The organism is Actinomadura terrae, from assembly GCF_022751215.1.
Lineage (GTDB): Bacteria > Actinomycetota > Actinomycetes > Streptosporangiales > Streptosporangiaceae > Spirillospora > Spirillospora terrae.
Genome location: NZ_JAICDG010000003.1, coordinates 1,043,459 through 1,058,183, shown reverse-complemented (window position 1 = coordinate 1,058,183; position 14,725 = coordinate 1,043,459). Strand labels below are relative to the sequence as shown.

14 protein-coding genes are annotated in these 14,725 nt (G+C 68.3%); 8 read left to right on the top strand and 6 right to left on the bottom strand.

All coding sequences use genetic code 11. The annotated features are described in order from the left end of the window. Nucleotides 1-180: 180 nt before the first annotated feature. The gene (locus K2F47_RS24510) at nucleotides 181-1,506 is read left to right on the top strand and encodes a tetratricopeptide repeat protein (RefSeq protein WP_242907444.1); all 1,326 of its coding nucleotides are present in this window, start codon (nucleotides 181-183) and stop codon (nucleotides 1,504-1,506) included. Nucleotides 1,507-2,512: 1,006 nt separating this feature from the next. Here the strand turns inward: K2F47_RS24510 and K2F47_RS24505 are convergent. Then, on the bottom strand, nucleotides 2,513-3,157 hold the full coding sequence (locus K2F47_RS24505; protein WP_242907443.1) for a TetR/AcrR family transcriptional regulator: 645 nt from the start codon (nucleotides 3,155-3,157) through the stop codon (nucleotides 2,513-2,515). 143 nt (nucleotides 3,158-3,300) lie between these two features. Here K2F47_RS24505 and K2F47_RS24500 point away from each other — a divergent pair, with 143 nt between their 5' ends. Then, a complete protein-coding gene (locus tag K2F47_RS24500) occupies nucleotides 3,301-4,086 on the top strand; it encodes an ABC transporter ATP-binding protein (protein ID WP_242907442.1) in 786 nt (261 codons plus the stop codon). Continuing rightward, nucleotides 4,083-6,629, top strand: a complete 2,547-nt coding sequence (locus K2F47_RS24495; RefSeq protein ID WP_242907441.1) for an FtsX-like permease family protein — start codon at nucleotides 4,083-4,085, stop codon at nucleotides 6,627-6,629. Before K2F47_RS24500 ends, K2F47_RS24495 begins: the two co-directional genes overlap by 4 nt. A 277-nt stretch (nucleotides 6,630-6,906) precedes the next feature. Here the strand turns inward: K2F47_RS24495 and K2F47_RS24490 are convergent, their stop codons facing one another. Next, nucleotides 6,907-7,323 carry a TetR-like C-terminal domain-containing protein gene (locus tag K2F47_RS24490; RefSeq protein WP_242907440.1) on the bottom strand — a complete coding sequence of 139 codons (417 nt, stop codon included), beginning with the start codon at nucleotides 7,321-7,323 and terminating at the stop codon, nucleotides 6,907-6,909. A gap of 17 nt (nucleotides 7,324-7,340) precedes the next feature. Here K2F47_RS24490 and K2F47_RS24485 point away from each other — a divergent pair, with 17 nt between their 5' ends. Beyond that, on the top strand, nucleotides 7,341-8,480 hold the full coding sequence (locus K2F47_RS24485) for a serine hydrolase domain-containing protein (protein ID WP_308198447.1): 1,140 nt from the start codon (nucleotides 7,341-7,343) through the stop codon (nucleotides 8,478-8,480). A gap of 298 nt (nucleotides 8,481-8,778) precedes the next feature. On the opposite strand, the gene K2F47_RS24480 is transcribed toward K2F47_RS24485, so the two are convergent. Next, complete coding sequence (locus K2F47_RS24480; protein WP_242907438.1) at nucleotides 8,779-9,546, bottom strand: SDR family NAD(P)-dependent oxidoreductase; 768 nt, start codon at nucleotides 9,544-9,546, stop codon at nucleotides 8,779-8,781. A gap of 195 nt (nucleotides 9,547-9,741) precedes the next feature. Between K2F47_RS24480 and K2F47_RS24475 the strand changes: the two genes are divergently transcribed. Then, nucleotides 9,742-10,335, top strand: coding sequence for a TetR/AcrR family transcriptional regulator (locus K2F47_RS24475; RefSeq protein WP_242907437.1), 594 nt, complete (start codon nucleotides 9,742-9,744; stop codon nucleotides 10,333-10,335). A gap of 508 nt (nucleotides 10,336-10,843) precedes the next feature. Here K2F47_RS24475 and K2F47_RS24470 read toward each other — a convergent pair. The 3 genes from K2F47_RS24470 to K2F47_RS24460 all read right to left on the bottom strand — a co-directional run bounded on the left by K2F47_RS24470 (nucleotide 10,844) and on the right by K2F47_RS24460 (nucleotide 12,881). Then, nucleotides 10,844-12,037, bottom strand: coding sequence for a hypothetical protein (locus K2F47_RS24470; protein ID WP_242907436.1), 1,194 nt, complete (start codon nucleotides 12,035-12,037; stop codon nucleotides 10,844-10,846). Nucleotides 12,038-12,153: 116 nt separating this feature from the next. Next, complete coding sequence (locus K2F47_RS24465; RefSeq protein WP_242907435.1) at nucleotides 12,154-12,306, bottom strand: hypothetical protein; 153 nt, start codon at nucleotides 12,304-12,306, stop codon at nucleotides 12,154-12,156. A 197-nt stretch (nucleotides 12,307-12,503) separates the two neighbouring features. Next, complete coding sequence (locus K2F47_RS24460) at nucleotides 12,504-12,881, bottom strand: hypothetical protein (RefSeq protein WP_242907434.1); 378 nt, start codon at nucleotides 12,879-12,881, stop codon at nucleotides 12,504-12,506. Between the two features lie 490 nt (nucleotides 12,882-13,371). Here K2F47_RS24460 and K2F47_RS24455 point away from each other — a divergent pair, with 490 nt between their 5' ends. The 3 genes from K2F47_RS24455 (at nucleotide 13,372) to K2F47_RS24445 (ending at nucleotide 14,725) form a co-directional block, all read left to right on the top strand. After that, nucleotides 13,372-13,917: a hypothetical protein gene (locus K2F47_RS24455; protein WP_242907433.1), complete on the top strand. Its 546-nt coding sequence runs from the start codon at nucleotides 13,372-13,374 to the stop codon at nucleotides 13,915-13,917. 125 nt (nucleotides 13,918-14,042) lie between these two features. Continuing rightward, entirely contained in the window at nucleotides 14,043-14,372 is a 330-nt protein-coding gene (locus K2F47_RS24450) for a PadR family transcriptional regulator (protein ID WP_242907432.1), read from the top strand. Beyond that, on the top strand, nucleotides 14,369-14,725 hold the full coding sequence (locus tag K2F47_RS24445) for a DUF1048 domain-containing protein (protein WP_242907431.1): 357 nt from the start codon (nucleotides 14,369-14,371) through the stop codon (nucleotides 14,723-14,725). The genes K2F47_RS24450 and K2F47_RS24445 overlap by 4 nt, the downstream gene beginning before the upstream one ends.

The window sequence follows — 14,725 nt, the reverse complement described above, 5'->3', positions numbered from 1 at the left end:
CGCCTCCGGCCCGCCTGTATAAGCTCGACCCTGGCCTTGCGCTGTCGGCTGATATATGCTGTGTTTCGATCATGGTCCAACACAGCTAGTCCAGGCTGGCCCACCGATCCCTTCGGCAGCCGCCATACGATCGAACCTGCGCACGGCAAGATCGCCATGCAGTGGCCAGGAGCGGAGGACATGACACCCGAATTCATTTTCTTCGCCGCCCTGTCAGCCTACCAACGCGGTGACCACCGAAAAGCGGGGCAGTACGCAAAACAGGCACTAAACGGCCATCTACCCGACGGGGCGCTCACGGTACGCGTCATTCATCTCTATCTCACTTCTACAGAACTATTATGGATGCTGGCCCCTTCCGATGAAATCGGTGCTCTCGTCACGCGCGCAGAGCAGGCGGCTGAGTGCGCTGGCGATCCGGCGGCATGCGCCATTGCCCATAATCTGCGCGGCCAATATTTGGTAGCAAATAACGACTTGCATTCCGGACTCCTGGCCTTCGCGGAGGCCGCCCGTCTGGCTGAAGGGTCGATGAATCTTCTAGCCGAGATTCAGGCGTTCTCCGATCTCGGGCACAATATGATCGGCTCCGACCTGTCTCGTGGTGTCGCCATATTGCACCAGGCTCATGCCTTCGTAGCAGGGCAGGACTTATCTGACATCCCGGTAACGGACAGAGCGATGGCGCGTGTGCTGCAAGCTCGGCTGGCCGGTTTCATCGGTGTCGCGGCCTTCGATAGCGGGCGGTTCGATGAGGCAGAGTCCTGGTTGCGGCGATCTGCGAGCCAGCTACATACAGCCAATGCTCTTGGGCATTTCGCACTGATTTCGAATTTTCTCGGCCAATTGTTAATGACGATCGGGCGCTTCGAGGACGCCGAAGCGGTACTCCACAAGGCACTTCGACTGCTGCTAGCCGACTTCGACCTGGGGACCTATCAAGGCTATAATCTCGGGTTGCTAGGCAAGCTCTACCTTGAGTGGGGAAAACTAGATTCCGCAGAGTCTGCAATAAAGGCAGGCTGGGATCGTTTGCAGCGGACCCAGAACAAAGCAATCATGCCGATCGTGCGGAATTATCTTGGCGAGCTTTATGCTGCTCCCTCCTATCCGCACCACGATCTGAGCAAGGCCACGGCCCTCTTTAATGAGACCATCACAGAATGCCGTAGAACAGGCTTTCAGCGCAGCGAGATCGCGGCACAAGCCCTGCTAGCGCTGGCCAATCTTCGAGCTGCCGACACGGCGGGAGCCCTCGCGGCAAGCGCAGCGGCCGTGGAGCGGCTCGCGCAGACGGGCACGATGCCATCACTGCGTACAGAGGAAATCTATTTTGCACGATATCAGGTCATGCATGCAATCGGCTCCTACGAAGAGGCTGCTATGTGGCTGGATCGCGCCAAGGACGTCCTTCTCGCTAAAGCGGTGACGATCGAGTCGCTCGAGGCACGTCAGAAATTCCTGTATAGGGTCCAAACTAGTCGTTCCATCCTTACGGCAGTATGAAGACTGTTTTCGACACCGGTGGCCGTCGATTGCGCTGATCCTCCACCGATCCTGGGGCGCTGCACTCACACGGCTACCGGACATATCAGACGTAGCGTGATACGCACTACTACTGTGCGGCACACGCCCCGAACTGCGCAGCCGAACAACTAGCGGTGTACCCTCCACCGAAGGTAAAGCCCGGTGACACAGTATCGGGAAATCCGCATGAACCGGGAAAGTTCGTGGGGCCCGCAATAAAGCCCCCGCGGCCACCCATCCATCCGCCGAAACCCGACCACATAGCGACAGGACCGCGCTTTGCCGCTCCCTATGCGCGCTCCAATGCTCCCGCCCGGAACCTGGAGCGGCGGGAGCACGCAGGGTGCCCGAACCGCCGCGAATGGATGTCAACGAGCCCTAAATACCGCCGCTGACCTGCCGCATCTCGAGAATACGCAGGTCATTTGTGACCGCGGACTACCTTGACACGGTAGAGGCCACTGGTTCAATCCCAGTATCGCCCACCACCAAGCCCAGCTCAGCCCACAGACGGCAGCCTGGGCTTTTCCGTTTTAGTGCAGTTGGGCCCGGAATCGGGAGCACACTCCTCCCCGGACCGTCACGGCCTACCCGATCTCCGGTAGTGGTCGGCCGAGAGCATCTGCTCCCGCCTGAGACCCACTCGGTCGTCACGGTTGCTCCCTGCGGGCTCGGCGGTTCAGGTCGGTCCAACGGCGTCGGAGCTGACGATCAGGCGTCGGCGCATCACCGCCGGCCGGGCGGTGACGTATGCGGCGCGCTCGGAAGTCCTCAGGGCCGCGAAGCGGTCGCGCGACACCTCACCTCACGAGCCGCCGACCGGCTGGAACAGATCGGGCTCATCAGTCCCGCGCAGGCGTCGGCATACGCGCGGACGCTGTGCACCCCCGCCTACAACGCGGCGATGGCGGGCCACTGCGACGACGCGCCGGCGATGCTCGTCCGAGCGCGCGATGTGGCGCGTGCTGGAGGCGTCGGAGTCGGGCTACTGCGCCTCGCGCGCGGTCCGGTAGTGATTGAGGAACATGGCCACGCCTTCGGTGATGAGCTGGTCCGTGGTGGCCTGGTCGATGGCGTCGTCGTAGGTGCTGTGCGCGAAGTGCGGATACAGCACCAGTGAGTACAGCTGAGTGATCGCCAGGTCGATGTTCCCGATGGCCAGGACGCCGCGGTCGACCTCGCGTCGCAGGAGCGCCGCCATGATCGAGCGGGATCTTCCCGGGCCGTTGACCTTCCACGCCTGGCCCAGTTCGGGGAAGCGGCGGAGCTCGGCGCCGACCAAGGTGCGCAGCGCCAGGAATTCGGGTGTGGCCATGCCGCGGATCCACGCCCGAGCCGTCTCGACCAGTACCGCTTCCAGGTCGTTGCCGCTGCGCAGACACTCCTCGGTGCGGGACTGCGCATCGGCGAGCGCCTCTTCCAGGGCGTCGCCGATCACTGCGGTGAACAGGTCTTCCTTGCGGCCGTAGTGGTTGTACACGGTGACCTTGGAGACGCCGGCCTCGGCCGCGATCTGCTCCATGCCCACGCCGAAGCCTTCGCGCAGGAAGACACGGCGGGCCGTCTGCACGATCGCGGCCCGTTTGCGTTCTGCCCGTTCGCCGCTGGGCGGTCTGCGTTCTGTGCTCACGAGGGACACTCTACCTGAACTGAACAGTTGAGTTCATATGAACTGACCTGTACCGTGCAGTTCATGTCGTCGAGCGGGGCGACATGCTCCGTTCGTTCGACTCGGTCCATGTCGCGGACCGACTCTCCCCAAGGACACACACCATGAGTGGAATTTCGGCTCCCCTATCCCAGGACGTCGTCCGGTTCGATGCCGTGCGCAAGGTCTACGGCAGATCGACGAACACCGTGACCGCCCTCGATGAGGTGAGCGTCGGCTTGCAGCGGGCCACCTTCACAGCGGTGATGGGCCCCTCCGGCTCGGGGAAGAGCACCTTCCTGCAGTGCGCGGCCGGGCTCGACAGGCCGACGTCGGGGACCGTCCGGCTGGACGGTGTGGATCTGTCGGCGCTGCGGGAGCGGGCGTTGACCCGGCTCCGCCGGCGGCGGGTCGGCTTCGTCTTCCAGGCGTTCAACCTGCTGCCCGCGTTGAGCGTGGTGGACAACGTCACGCTGCCGCTCCGGCTGGCAGGACGCAGACCCAAGAAGGCCGAGGTGGACGAGGTGATCGAGCGGGTCGGCCTGGCCGCCCGCCGCACCAGCAGGCCCGGTGAGCTGTCGGGTGGCCAGCAGCAGCGCGTCGCCATCGCGCGGGCCCTGGTCACCCGGCCGGCCGTGCTCTTCGGTGATGAGCCGACCGGCGCGTTGGACACCCGTACAGCGCGTGAGGTGCTGGTGCTGCTGCGGGAGGCCGTCCAGAGGGCGGAACAGACGGTGGTAATGGTCACCCACGACCCGGTGGCCGCCGCGCATGCCGACCGCGTGCTGTTCCTGTCCGACGGCCGGATCGCGGGCTCGCTGGACCGGCCCACGGTCGAGGAGGTCGCCGCGCGGATGACCCGTCTCGGTGAGCGGGCCGGCGAGTTGCTCGTGCAGGGGGGTGCCCGGTGATCCGGATCGCGCTGCGCACCCTGCGCTTCCACAAGGCCGGTTTCCTCGCGTCGTTCATCGCGATGTTCCTGGGTGCCGCGATCGTGATGGGCTGCGGCGGGTTGCTGGAGACCGGCGTGCACAGCGCGGCGCCGCCTCAGCGGCTGACCGCCGCGCCGATCGTGGTCACCGGCGATCAGCGGTACCACGGCACAGCGTCCGACGAGGTCTTCCCCGAGCGGGTGCACCTGGACGCGCGGCTGGCCGGCGAGCTCGCGGTGGTCCCGGGCGTCGCCGCCGTCGCGCCGGACGTGTCGTTCCGGACCTCGTTGTCGCGGGGCGCCCAGGCCGGCGTTCCGGTGACCGGCCACGGCTGGTCGTCGGCCAGACTCGGGCAGTACAAGATCGATGCGGGGGCGCCGCCCTCCGGACCCGGCCAGGTCGTGGTGGACACACGCCTGGCCGAGCGGGCCGGGCTGCGGCCCGGCGGCAAGGTCGAACTGGTCGTACGCGGCGCCGCCGAGCAGTACGAGGTCTCGGGGCTAATCAACGGCGACGGGAGCGGGTTCGTCTCCGACGCCGAGGCCGCCGCGGCGGCGGGCCGTCCGGGCATGGTCGGCGCCATCGGTGTGTTCGTCGCCGCGGGAGCCGATGTCGGCCAGGTCCGCGAAGCCGTGGCGAAGTCGGTGGCGGGTCGGCAGATCTCGGTGCTGACCGGAGACGAACGCGGCCGGGCCGAGGATCCGGGCGTCGTCTCCGACGGTGACGACCTGGTGGCACTGGCGGCCGCGTTCGGCGGTCTCTCGGCCATGGTCACCGTGTTCATCATCGCCGCCACCCTGGGCCTGTCGGTCCAGCAGCGGCAGCGGGAGATGGCCCTGCTCCGCGCGATCGGCGCCACCCCGGGCCAGCTGCGCCGGCTGATCCTCGGCGAGACGATGCTCCTGGCCGTGGTCGCCACCGCGCTGGCCTGGCCGGTCGGCCCCTACGTGGGCAGGTGGCTGCTCGGTGCCTTCGCCGGCGCCGGCGTGGTGCCGGAAGCGATCGTGTACCGCGCCGGCAGCGGCCCGCTGATCGTCGGAGTGGCGGCCGCGTTGCTCGTCGCGCTCGGTGCCGCGTTCATCGCGGCCAACGGCGCGGCGCGCACCCGACCGGCCGACGCGCTGGCCGAGGCCTCCCTGGGGCGGCGCCGGTTCAGCCGTGTCCGCCTCGTGCTCGCCGTCCTCTTCCTCGGCGGCGGCGCCGTACTCGCGGTGGGCACCACGGGCGCGGACGGACCGGATGCGGCCGGGGTCGCGACCCCGGCCGCGATGGTGTGGACGGCCGGGTTCGGGCTGCTCGGCCCCGTGCTCGCCAGGGCCGTCACGGCGATGCTGCACCGGCCGATGCGCGCGGTGTCCAGGAACGCCGGGCGTCTCGCCACCGCCAACGCCACTGCGCGCATCACCCGCCTCACCAGTGCGGTGCTACCGGTGATGCTCGCCACCGGGTTGGCCTTCAGCCTCACCTACATGCAGACCACTCAGTCCACTGGATCGGACAAGGCGTTCGAGGAGAATCGGCGGGCCGACCTCGCGGTCACCTCGGAATCCGGCCTGCCGCTGAACCTGGTCGACACGGTCAAGGCGCAGCCGGGAGTCTCGGCCGCCACCGCCCAGATCACCAGTCTCGGCTACATCGAGCCCGAAGAACTGGCAGGTCCGGTCGTCGCCGACGGCGATGGCGGCGAGAGCGCGCCGGACGTTCCCGCCATGTCGCTGCTGGGCGTCACCCCCGAAGGGATCACTCGCACGACCGCGTACCGCGCGGCCAGCGGCAGTCTGGACGCGCTGCGCGGCGACACCGTCGCCCTGCCGACCCGGTACACCGGCGGCCGCAAACTCGGCGACCCGGTCCCGATGCGGCTGGGCGACGGCACGCGGGTCGAACTGAAACTGGTCGCCACCGTGAACGGCAGGCGCGGCTACGAGACCGCGTTGCTGCCCGCGTCGGTCCTCATCGGGCACACCGACTCCGGCCTCGTACCGCAGATCATGGTGAGCACCCGGCCCGGCACGGACCGGGCCAAGCTGGCGGCGGCGCTGTCCACGTTGGCCGGACGGTACCCCGGACTCCGCGTCGCGGACCGTGAGACGCTCTCCTCCGCCCGGCAGGGCCAGGACGACACCCAGGCGTGGATGGCCTACCTGGTGCTCGCCGTCGTCGTCGGCTATGCGGCGATCGCACTGGTCAACTCCCAGGTCCTCGCGGCCGTCGAACGGCGGCGGGAGTTCTCGCTGCTACGGCTCGTCGGCGCCTCCCGTGGGCAGGTCATGCGGATGATGGCGATGGAGGCCGTGCTGGTCTGCGCCGCGGGCGTCATCCTCGGTGCGCTGATCGCGGCGGCGACGCTGATGCCGCTCAGCCTGAGCGTGCTGGGATCGCTGATCCCGACGGGCCCCTGGTGGAGCGTCGCGGCGGTCCTCGGCGGTGCTCTCGCGCTCGTCTTGGCCGCCACGCTCCTGCCGACCTCGGCCATGCTGCGCCACCGGCCCGGCAACGCGGTGGTCGGCACCCACGAGTAGCCGAGCCCGCCAAAGACGACGCGCCTCCAACCAGCGGCCCCACTCAAGGCCCAGGGAAGGTCGGCTCAGCCGCAGCGCCGGCCGCCTGACCTCCCTGGGCCTCTGTCGGGGCGACCAGCAGCGTGCGGGCATCCCGGCCAAGGCAGGGGGCCGCCCGTTCAGGACCGGAGGACCGGCGCCGACTGATCCGCCCCTTCCTCGGTCCCGGTCTCCGGGAGTACCGACGTCTCCTGCGCGCCGCGCAGCCTCGACGATGTGCAGCGGACAGGCGCGTGCGTCAGGGATGCGGCTGAGGACCCATGCCGGCGAACACCGTTTGGAGCACGTGGTCGCAGTAAGCGGGTGTCAGGGGCTGCTGGGTGACCAGCAACCGCACGTACAGCGGTCCCGAAAGAATCTCGAAGCCAAGGTCCACGTCGAAGTCGGGTGAGAGCTGCCCCTGCTCCTTGGCGGCCTTGAGCCGGGCCAGGGTGTCGGCCGCCTGCGGCTGGATGAAGCGCTGGTTGAGGGCGGCGGCGACCTCGGGATTGTGCTGCGCCTCGCCGATCAGGGCCTGGTAGAGCGGTCCCCAGGGCGGGCGGCCCAGCAGGTCGACGGCTCGAACCATCACCTCGCGCAAGTCGGCCACGACGTCGCCGGTGTCGCGGTGTGCCAGGCCGGGGGTGATCGAGCCGAGGACCGCGTCCAGGAACAACAGGGCCTTGGAAGGCCATCGGCGGTACCCCCCAGAGCCGGCCCGCCCCAGCGGTCGGGCCGGACCGCCCGGAGCTGCAAGAGGCCGTCCAGGCTGCGGTCGACGCCGGTTTCGCCGGGCTACAGATGCGCGTGCGCGACGAGCGCGGCGAGTGGGTCGGCGGCGCCGGGGTGCGCAAACTGGGCGAGTCGGCCACTCCGCCGACGGACGGGCGCTTCTGGGCCGGCAGCGTCACCAAGACCTTCACCGCGACCCTGGTGCTGCAACTCGCGGCCGACGGCGAGATCGGGCTGGACGCCCCGGTCGCCGACCACCTGCCCCAGTTCGAGCTGGACGAGCGGATCACCGTGCGGATGCTGCTCCAGCACACCAGCGGGTTGTACAACTACACCGGTGAGCCCGCCGCCGACGGGACGTTCGTGCAGGGCATTCCCTCGGTGGGCAAGGACTGGGTGGACAACCGGCTTCACACCTACCAGCCGCAGGAGCTGGTACGGCTGGCGCTGTCCAAGCCGGCGCGGTTCGAGCCGGGGAGCGGCTTCGGCTATTCCAACACCAACTACACGCTGGCCGCGCTGCTGACCGAGCAGGTCACCGGCCGCTCCTACGCCGAGGAGATGCAGCGGCGGATCCTGGGGCCGCTCGGCTTGTCGGACACCACGGTCGCAAGCACCTCGCCGCAGCTTCCCGCGCCGCACGCCCACGGTTACTGCCGCTACCAGGACGGCGACCAGTGGAAGGTGGCCGACGTCACCCGCCAGAACCCCTCCATGCTGCACGCCGCCGGGGACCTGATCTCCACCACCCGGGACCTGGCCGCCTTCATCTCCGCGCTGATGGGCGGCAGGCTCCTGCCGGCCCCGCTGCTGGCCCAGATGCGCACGCCGCAAGGGCCGCTGGGTTACGGCCTGGGACTGTTCGTGCAGGATCTGGGCCCCGACTGCGGCGGCACCGTCTTCCACCACAACGGAAGCGCCCCGGGAGGCTACGGGGCGCTGATGTACAGCACGCCCGAAGGCGACAAGACCCTGACGGCCTCGCTGACCATGGGAGACGCCGCAATCGATGTGGCGCAGGTGTTTCCGGGGGTGCTGGACATGCTCGTCAAGCGAGTCTTCTGCGGCGGGCCGATCGAGCCGGGACAGCCCACGGGCTGAGGGGCCGCCGATGGGGAACCGTCAAGACACCCCGAACTGGGCCTGCCCGACGGCGTTCCCGCCGAGGAGTCGAGGCTGCCGCGCGGCAGCCTCGGCCCCGACCAAGGGTTACGGTCGAGGGCGGAATCCAGCGAACTTCGCAACACGGGTCATTCGACCGTTGCGACGAGCGTACTGAAGAGCTCAGCGGGTGTTCTCCAGCCGAGGATCTGACGTTCCGGGCCCGAGTCGCTTGCGTCATGCCAGCCACATTGATTGAGCGCTTCATGACACAAGCAACCTTCAAAGCTGTGTAGCTTCAGCGCTCTCCCCGCGGGCCGAGGAACAGTCCGCCGTTCACCTCCACGGTCTGTCCGGTGATCCACCGCGCGTCGTCGGAGGCGAAGAAGACCACCACGTCCCCGACGTCGGCAGGTCGGCCGGGCCGGCCGAGCGCGGTGATTCCGGCGATGGCCTCCGCCGATGCGCTCTCGCGCAGCCACTCGTTCATGTCGGTCTCGGTGACGCCCGGAGACACGGTGTTCACCGTGATACCGCGCGGTCCCTGGGTGTGGGCCAGCGACCGGCTCAGGACGTTCAGTGCGCCCTTGGACATCGCGTACACCACCTCCGGGGTCGCGAACCAGGTCACTCCGGACGAGACATTGATGATCCGGCCGCCGTCGGGCATCAGCGGAAGGGCCCGCTGGGTGATGAACAGCGGCGCCCTCACGTTGACCGCGAACACACGCTCGAACTGGTCGCGGGTGGCCTGGTCGACGGTGGCGCCGTAGTCCATGATCGCAGCGTTGTTCACGAGAATGTCCAGGGGCCGCTCGCCGAGCCCCTCCTTCAAGCCGCCGAACAGCGTGTCAACGTCGCCGTCCACGCCGAGTTCGGCCCGTACGGCGAACGCCCGGCCACCGGAGTGCTGAATCGCCGCCACGGTCTCCTTGGCCGCAGCGTCGTTGGAGCCGTAGTGCACTGCGACCAGCGCGCCTTCGGCGCCCAGGCGTTCCGCGATGGCGCGCCCGATACCTCGGGAGGCCCCCGTTACCAGCGCTGCTTTTCCGGTCAGACCGCGCATGGAATTGCTCCTTCGGTTGAGGGGACGAGGTCGCACCACCCGGCGGGCCGCGGACCCGCCGATCACAGCGTCCTCGAATGTTAGGGATCGTTCCCTAGCAAGGTAAGCCCGCCTTGATCGACTACACAAGAGGGCAGGCTGTGCCACAGATCACAAACGTTAGGGAGACATCCCTAACGTTGATACGGTGCGCTCATGGCCCCGCCGCAAGCCGCCGCCCGCCGTAGCTCCGCGCAGACGCGAGAGCACGTTCTCCGGGTCGCCCACGAGCTCTTCTACTGGGAGGGCATCCACGCGGTCGGCGTCGACCGGGTCGCCGCCGCGGCCGACATCGCCCCGACGACGCTCTATCGCGTGTTCGGATCCAAGGACGGGCTCATCGCCGCATATGTCGAACACGCCCAGGACGCCTACCAGCACTGGTTCTCCGAGGCGACACGGGCCGACGGCAGGGACCCGCGGGAACGGATACTGGGCCTGTTCGACGAACTGGCCTGGCAGGTGAGGCCCGAGAACTGCCGCGGGTGCCCGTTCCTCATGGCCTTGGCCGAGCTACCTGACGCCGGAGTCGCCGGTCACCGGCATGCCGTCGACCTCAAGGCGTGGGTCCGAGCCCGCCTCACCGAACTCGCCGAGGAGCTCGCGCGAACCCGTCCGGTCGCCGACCCCTCCGCGCTCGGCGACAGCCTCATGCTGATCATGGAGGGTGTGTACGCGTCGGTCCAGGCCCTCGGCTCCGAGGGTCCCGCGCGGCAGGCCCGTCCCCTCGCTGAGGCGCTTCTTCCCTGACGGGCCATGCCGAGCGGGCCGGCCCTGAGTTCTCCGGACGCGCTTGCCGCGAACAGCCTTGGCGGGCTGGTCGCCGTGAACCGGCGGCAAAGATCGCGGCGTTCGGCGCCGTTGAGCGTCTGGCTGATGATCAGAGGCCGTTCGCCGATCCGGTTTGCCGGCCGCTCAGGAGCGTGAGGGGCATGGTCATGGCGGTGGCGGGGAGCGGGCCGAAGCTGTTCCTTCCACCAGTGCGGTCACGGGTGTTGACGCAGTTCGCCCACGATCTCGTCGGCAACCAGGGTGGCGTTTGGGAGGAGCTGCGCGATCGCGACGACCAGGGGGCTTCTTCGGCTGGACGCCATCGCGAGATGCGGGCTTCGACGCCGTCGACACTGCTCTCGCCTCGATCAGTGCCACTCCGGGAGTCGTTGTTCTCCGGGCTCTGCCGTCCCTTTCGGGTCTGTTGCAGGCTGGGTGAACTCGTCTTCCGGGGTGGCACTGATCGCTTGGTGGGGTGTGGTTTGCCTTAGCCGCGTGAGGTCGTGATGACGAGGGTGCGCAGGCCGGGGTTGCCCTGCTGCGCGCTGTTCCAGGTGCCGACCGCGGTGACGTTGCCGGGTGCGACCGCGGAGACCCCGCCCAGGGTGGTGGAGGGGGAGCCGTTGGGGTTGGGCGGGCTGGGCACGATGCTCCAGGCGCTGCCATCCCAGTGCTCGATCAGTGACTGGTTGACGCCGTCGGCGCCGCCGGTGGCCGCGCCCACCGCCCACACGTCATGGGAGGACAGGGCGGTGACACCGCTGAGGAAGTTGGGGTTGACGCTGTTGCCGACGTTGGGCACCGGCACCTTGCTCCACGCCTTGCCGTTCCAGTGCAGTGCGAGATTGCGCGACTCTCCGCCGTTGTCGCCCAGTGCCCTGCCCACGGCCCAGACGTCGTTGGAGGACACGGCGTGCACCGCTTCCAGATCGTTCTGCCCGATGGGCAGGGTCGGCAGGACCGTCCACTGGGTGCCGTTCCAGTGCAGGATCAGTTCGTCGGTGTTGCCGCTGTGCGTGTCGACGGTGGAGCCGACGGCCCATACGTCGTTGCTGGACGCCGCCGAGATCGCCCTGACGAAGTTGAATCGGTTCGGTACGTTCGGCACCGAGACGACGCTCCACACCGTGCCGTTCCAGTGCTCGAACAGCGGAAGGATGTCGGTGGAAGTGGAGAAATAGCCGGTCGCCCACACGTCGTTGGCCGACACCGCGGCGACGCCGGTCAGCCGGTCGCCCTCGGTGCCCGCGTTCGGGCTCGGCACGATCGACCACGCGGTGCCGTTCCAGTGCTCGATCAGCGTGGCGCTCTTCTCCAGGGCCAGGTTGGTGTTCTGGAGGCCGACCGCCCAGACGTCCTTGGACGACACGGCCGCGACGGCGCCGAACTGGCTTCCCGACGTGCCGTCCGGGGATGGCGTCGCCGTCCAGCGTGTTCCGTTCCAGTGCTCGGCCAGGGTGTGCTCGGTGGTGTCGGGGTGCGAGACGAAACCGACCGCCCACCCGTCCTGCGGCGTGATGCTCGCCGTCGAGAACAGGTAGTCGTTGGAGATCGGCGCGGTGGCGGTGTCGACGCTGGGCACCACCCGGAAGATCGAGGCGCTCGCGTCCGCTCCGGCGGAAATCGCCAGAAGCAAGCCCGCGGTGACCAGTGCCAGAATAGGAATCGTTCTTTTCCGCATGCTGTCCCCTCGGAGGATTGGCATAGGACGATCGTGTCCACCAAGGGATACGGCGGGGGGTTACAACGGTCTGACGCGCCGGCCACTCGGACTCCCCTTGCTGCTTCTTGCCCGGGTTACCCCGGGCGCCAGGGAATCCGATCAGGGCAGGGCCGGGCCGTCGCGCCTGTGCTCGCCGTCCCGGCGAGCTCGTACCTGATCATCTTGGCGGTGCCGTTGCCGAAATACCGGAGGACCTCCTTGGCGGAGAGGCCGACGAAGTCGGCCATCCGCGCCTCGGCGCCGCGGGGAAGTCGTCCTGCCGGGTGGCCGCCACCGTCACGTCGTCGTTGACCCGCACCGGGCGTCCGGTACCGAGGGCCTCGGTGCTGGTCGCCCGGGGTGCACCCTCGTCCGGGCGGGCTTCCGGTCCCGCGACCGTGGGTGGTCGCGGGACCGGGGGCGGGCCGGTTGCCGACCCTGGCGATCAGACCTGCTTCACGACCGGCTTGGCCTTGCTGCCGGCGGTCTCGAACTTGAGCTGGCTCTTGTTGCCCGCCACCGACTTCTCCGCCGAGCCGCCGCCCTTGACGACCACGCGGACGCTGACCGCGGTGCCCTTCGGCGGGGCCACCGTGAACGTTCTGGTCTGGCCCTTGCCGACGTCGTCCGCGCAGCGGGCCTCAAGAATGTCGCCGACGCAGATCGCGGCGGTGTAGTTGCCCTTCTGGGTGACCTTGACGGTGACCTTGGCGGGGGCGGCGGCGTCGGCCGAGGCGGCCATGCCGAGGCCGATGACTCCGGCCGCGCCGACGAGGGCGGCGGCGGTGGCGATCCGGCGGGCGGGGAAACTGCGTGCGGACATTTCTTCTCCCTGGACTCTGGGAAAGGTTAAGATCGCGATTTCCGTGCGACCTTCTTACGCCCCGGGGTACGGGCGGCCGGATCAATCGGGTTCACTGTTAATTGCCTTATTTTTCGATAGGTGACGCCTATCGATCGGGCGCCCCTGGAGTGGCGCGTTCCAGATCGCGCGCAGGCCACACCCGGTACAGAGGTCGGGGTCGTCGGCGGCGGGCGGAAGGTCGAGGATCTCTCGTGCGGGGATTGGGCGGTGATCCCTTCGTCCGGAACCGGCCGTGGAATGGTCATCGGGCCAATTCGCTTCCCGGAGCGAGAGTTTCCTGGAACGATATCTTCTGACCGCCACGACAACTTGTCGCCGGTCTCTTCGGCGCAGGGGCACGCCGATCCCCGAGGAGGGACGGCAGATGTCCAGCAGATCCAGGCGGTCGTACGCTCCACCGGCGTTGGAGCGTTGGGCTCGGCACCATGGTTGGACCACGGCCCAGGACGTGCGCAAAGTCGCATGGGGCGAAGTGCTGCCGGGCGGGAATCCCCATGGATGGGCGTGGCCGGGGTTCGGGGAGTCGATTCTCCCGCTGGTCATGGACGGCTCCTGGCGCGGGCGAAAAGTGATCGCCGCCGTTTACGTCCACAAATACACCTCGGGTGACACCGAGCACGCCGACCCCTACACCGTCGTCCTGGCGTGCCTGTCCGCCGAGCAGCCCCGCATCCGGGTCGAGCCCGCCAAGCGCCTGCGGTTCCGCAGGCGCCGCCGGGGTCAGGTCCTGAGCGGGGACCCCGCCTTCGACTCCCGTGTCTCCGTGTTCAGCGCCCAGCCCGACCAGGTCCACGCGCTGCTGACGCCGGACGCCAGGAACGCGCTGCTCACCATCCCCGTCGACCACTGGGACCTGTGCGGGACGTACCTGGCCGCCCGCTGGCCCGGCTTCCCCGTGGCCCTGGCGCTGCAAGGGCAACTCGACCTCCTCCTCGACATCGCCGACTCCCTCGGCCTGCCGGCACTGCCCGACAGCCAGGACACGGCCGGCTGACCGACCAGAGCGGCGCCCGCCGAGGGCCCTCCCGCACGCGCCAGCTAGTCGGTGTTGCTAAGTACCGGTAGTCGGTGTTACTTTGTAGCGGTAGTCAGCGCCACCGAGTAGCTGGAGGGAGGGTCATGGACAAGCAGGTGACGGAGATGCTCAAGGGCACGCTCGAGGGCTGCGTGCTCGAAATCATCGGCGGCGAGGAGACCTACGGGTACGCCATCACCCGCCGGCTGAACGAACTCGGCTTCACCGAGGTCGTCGAGGGCACGGTTTACACCATTCTCCAGCGGCTGGAGAAGAACGGGCTCGTCCAGGTGACGAAACGGCCGTCCGAACTCGGCCCGCCGCGCAAGTTCTACGCGCTCAACGACGCGGGCCGCGAGGAACTCGCGACATTCTGGGCGAAGTGGGAGTACATCACATCACGGATCGACAAGCTCAAGGAGGGCGGAAGATGAAGTTCTGGGAGACCATGACGGGCAGCGACCTCACCAGGGAATGGAAGGCGTTCGAGGCCCGGGCCGAGGTGCTGCCGGCCGACTACCGGGCGGCATGGGAAGAGATCAAGAGTCACATACTCCCCTACTCGGGTTTCACCGGCCGGAACCTGATGCCGATTCTCGACGGCGCCCTGGGGCTGCTCGAAGAATCGGCGGCCGAAGGGCAGAACCTTCAGGAGGTGCTCGGGGACGACATCGAGGGCTTCTGCGCGGCGCTGGCCGGCGGGGAAGGGGCTCGGAACTACCGCGACCGGTGGCGAGAGCAGTTGAACAGGAATGTCGCAAGGAAACTGGGCCGGTTGGGAGGCTGA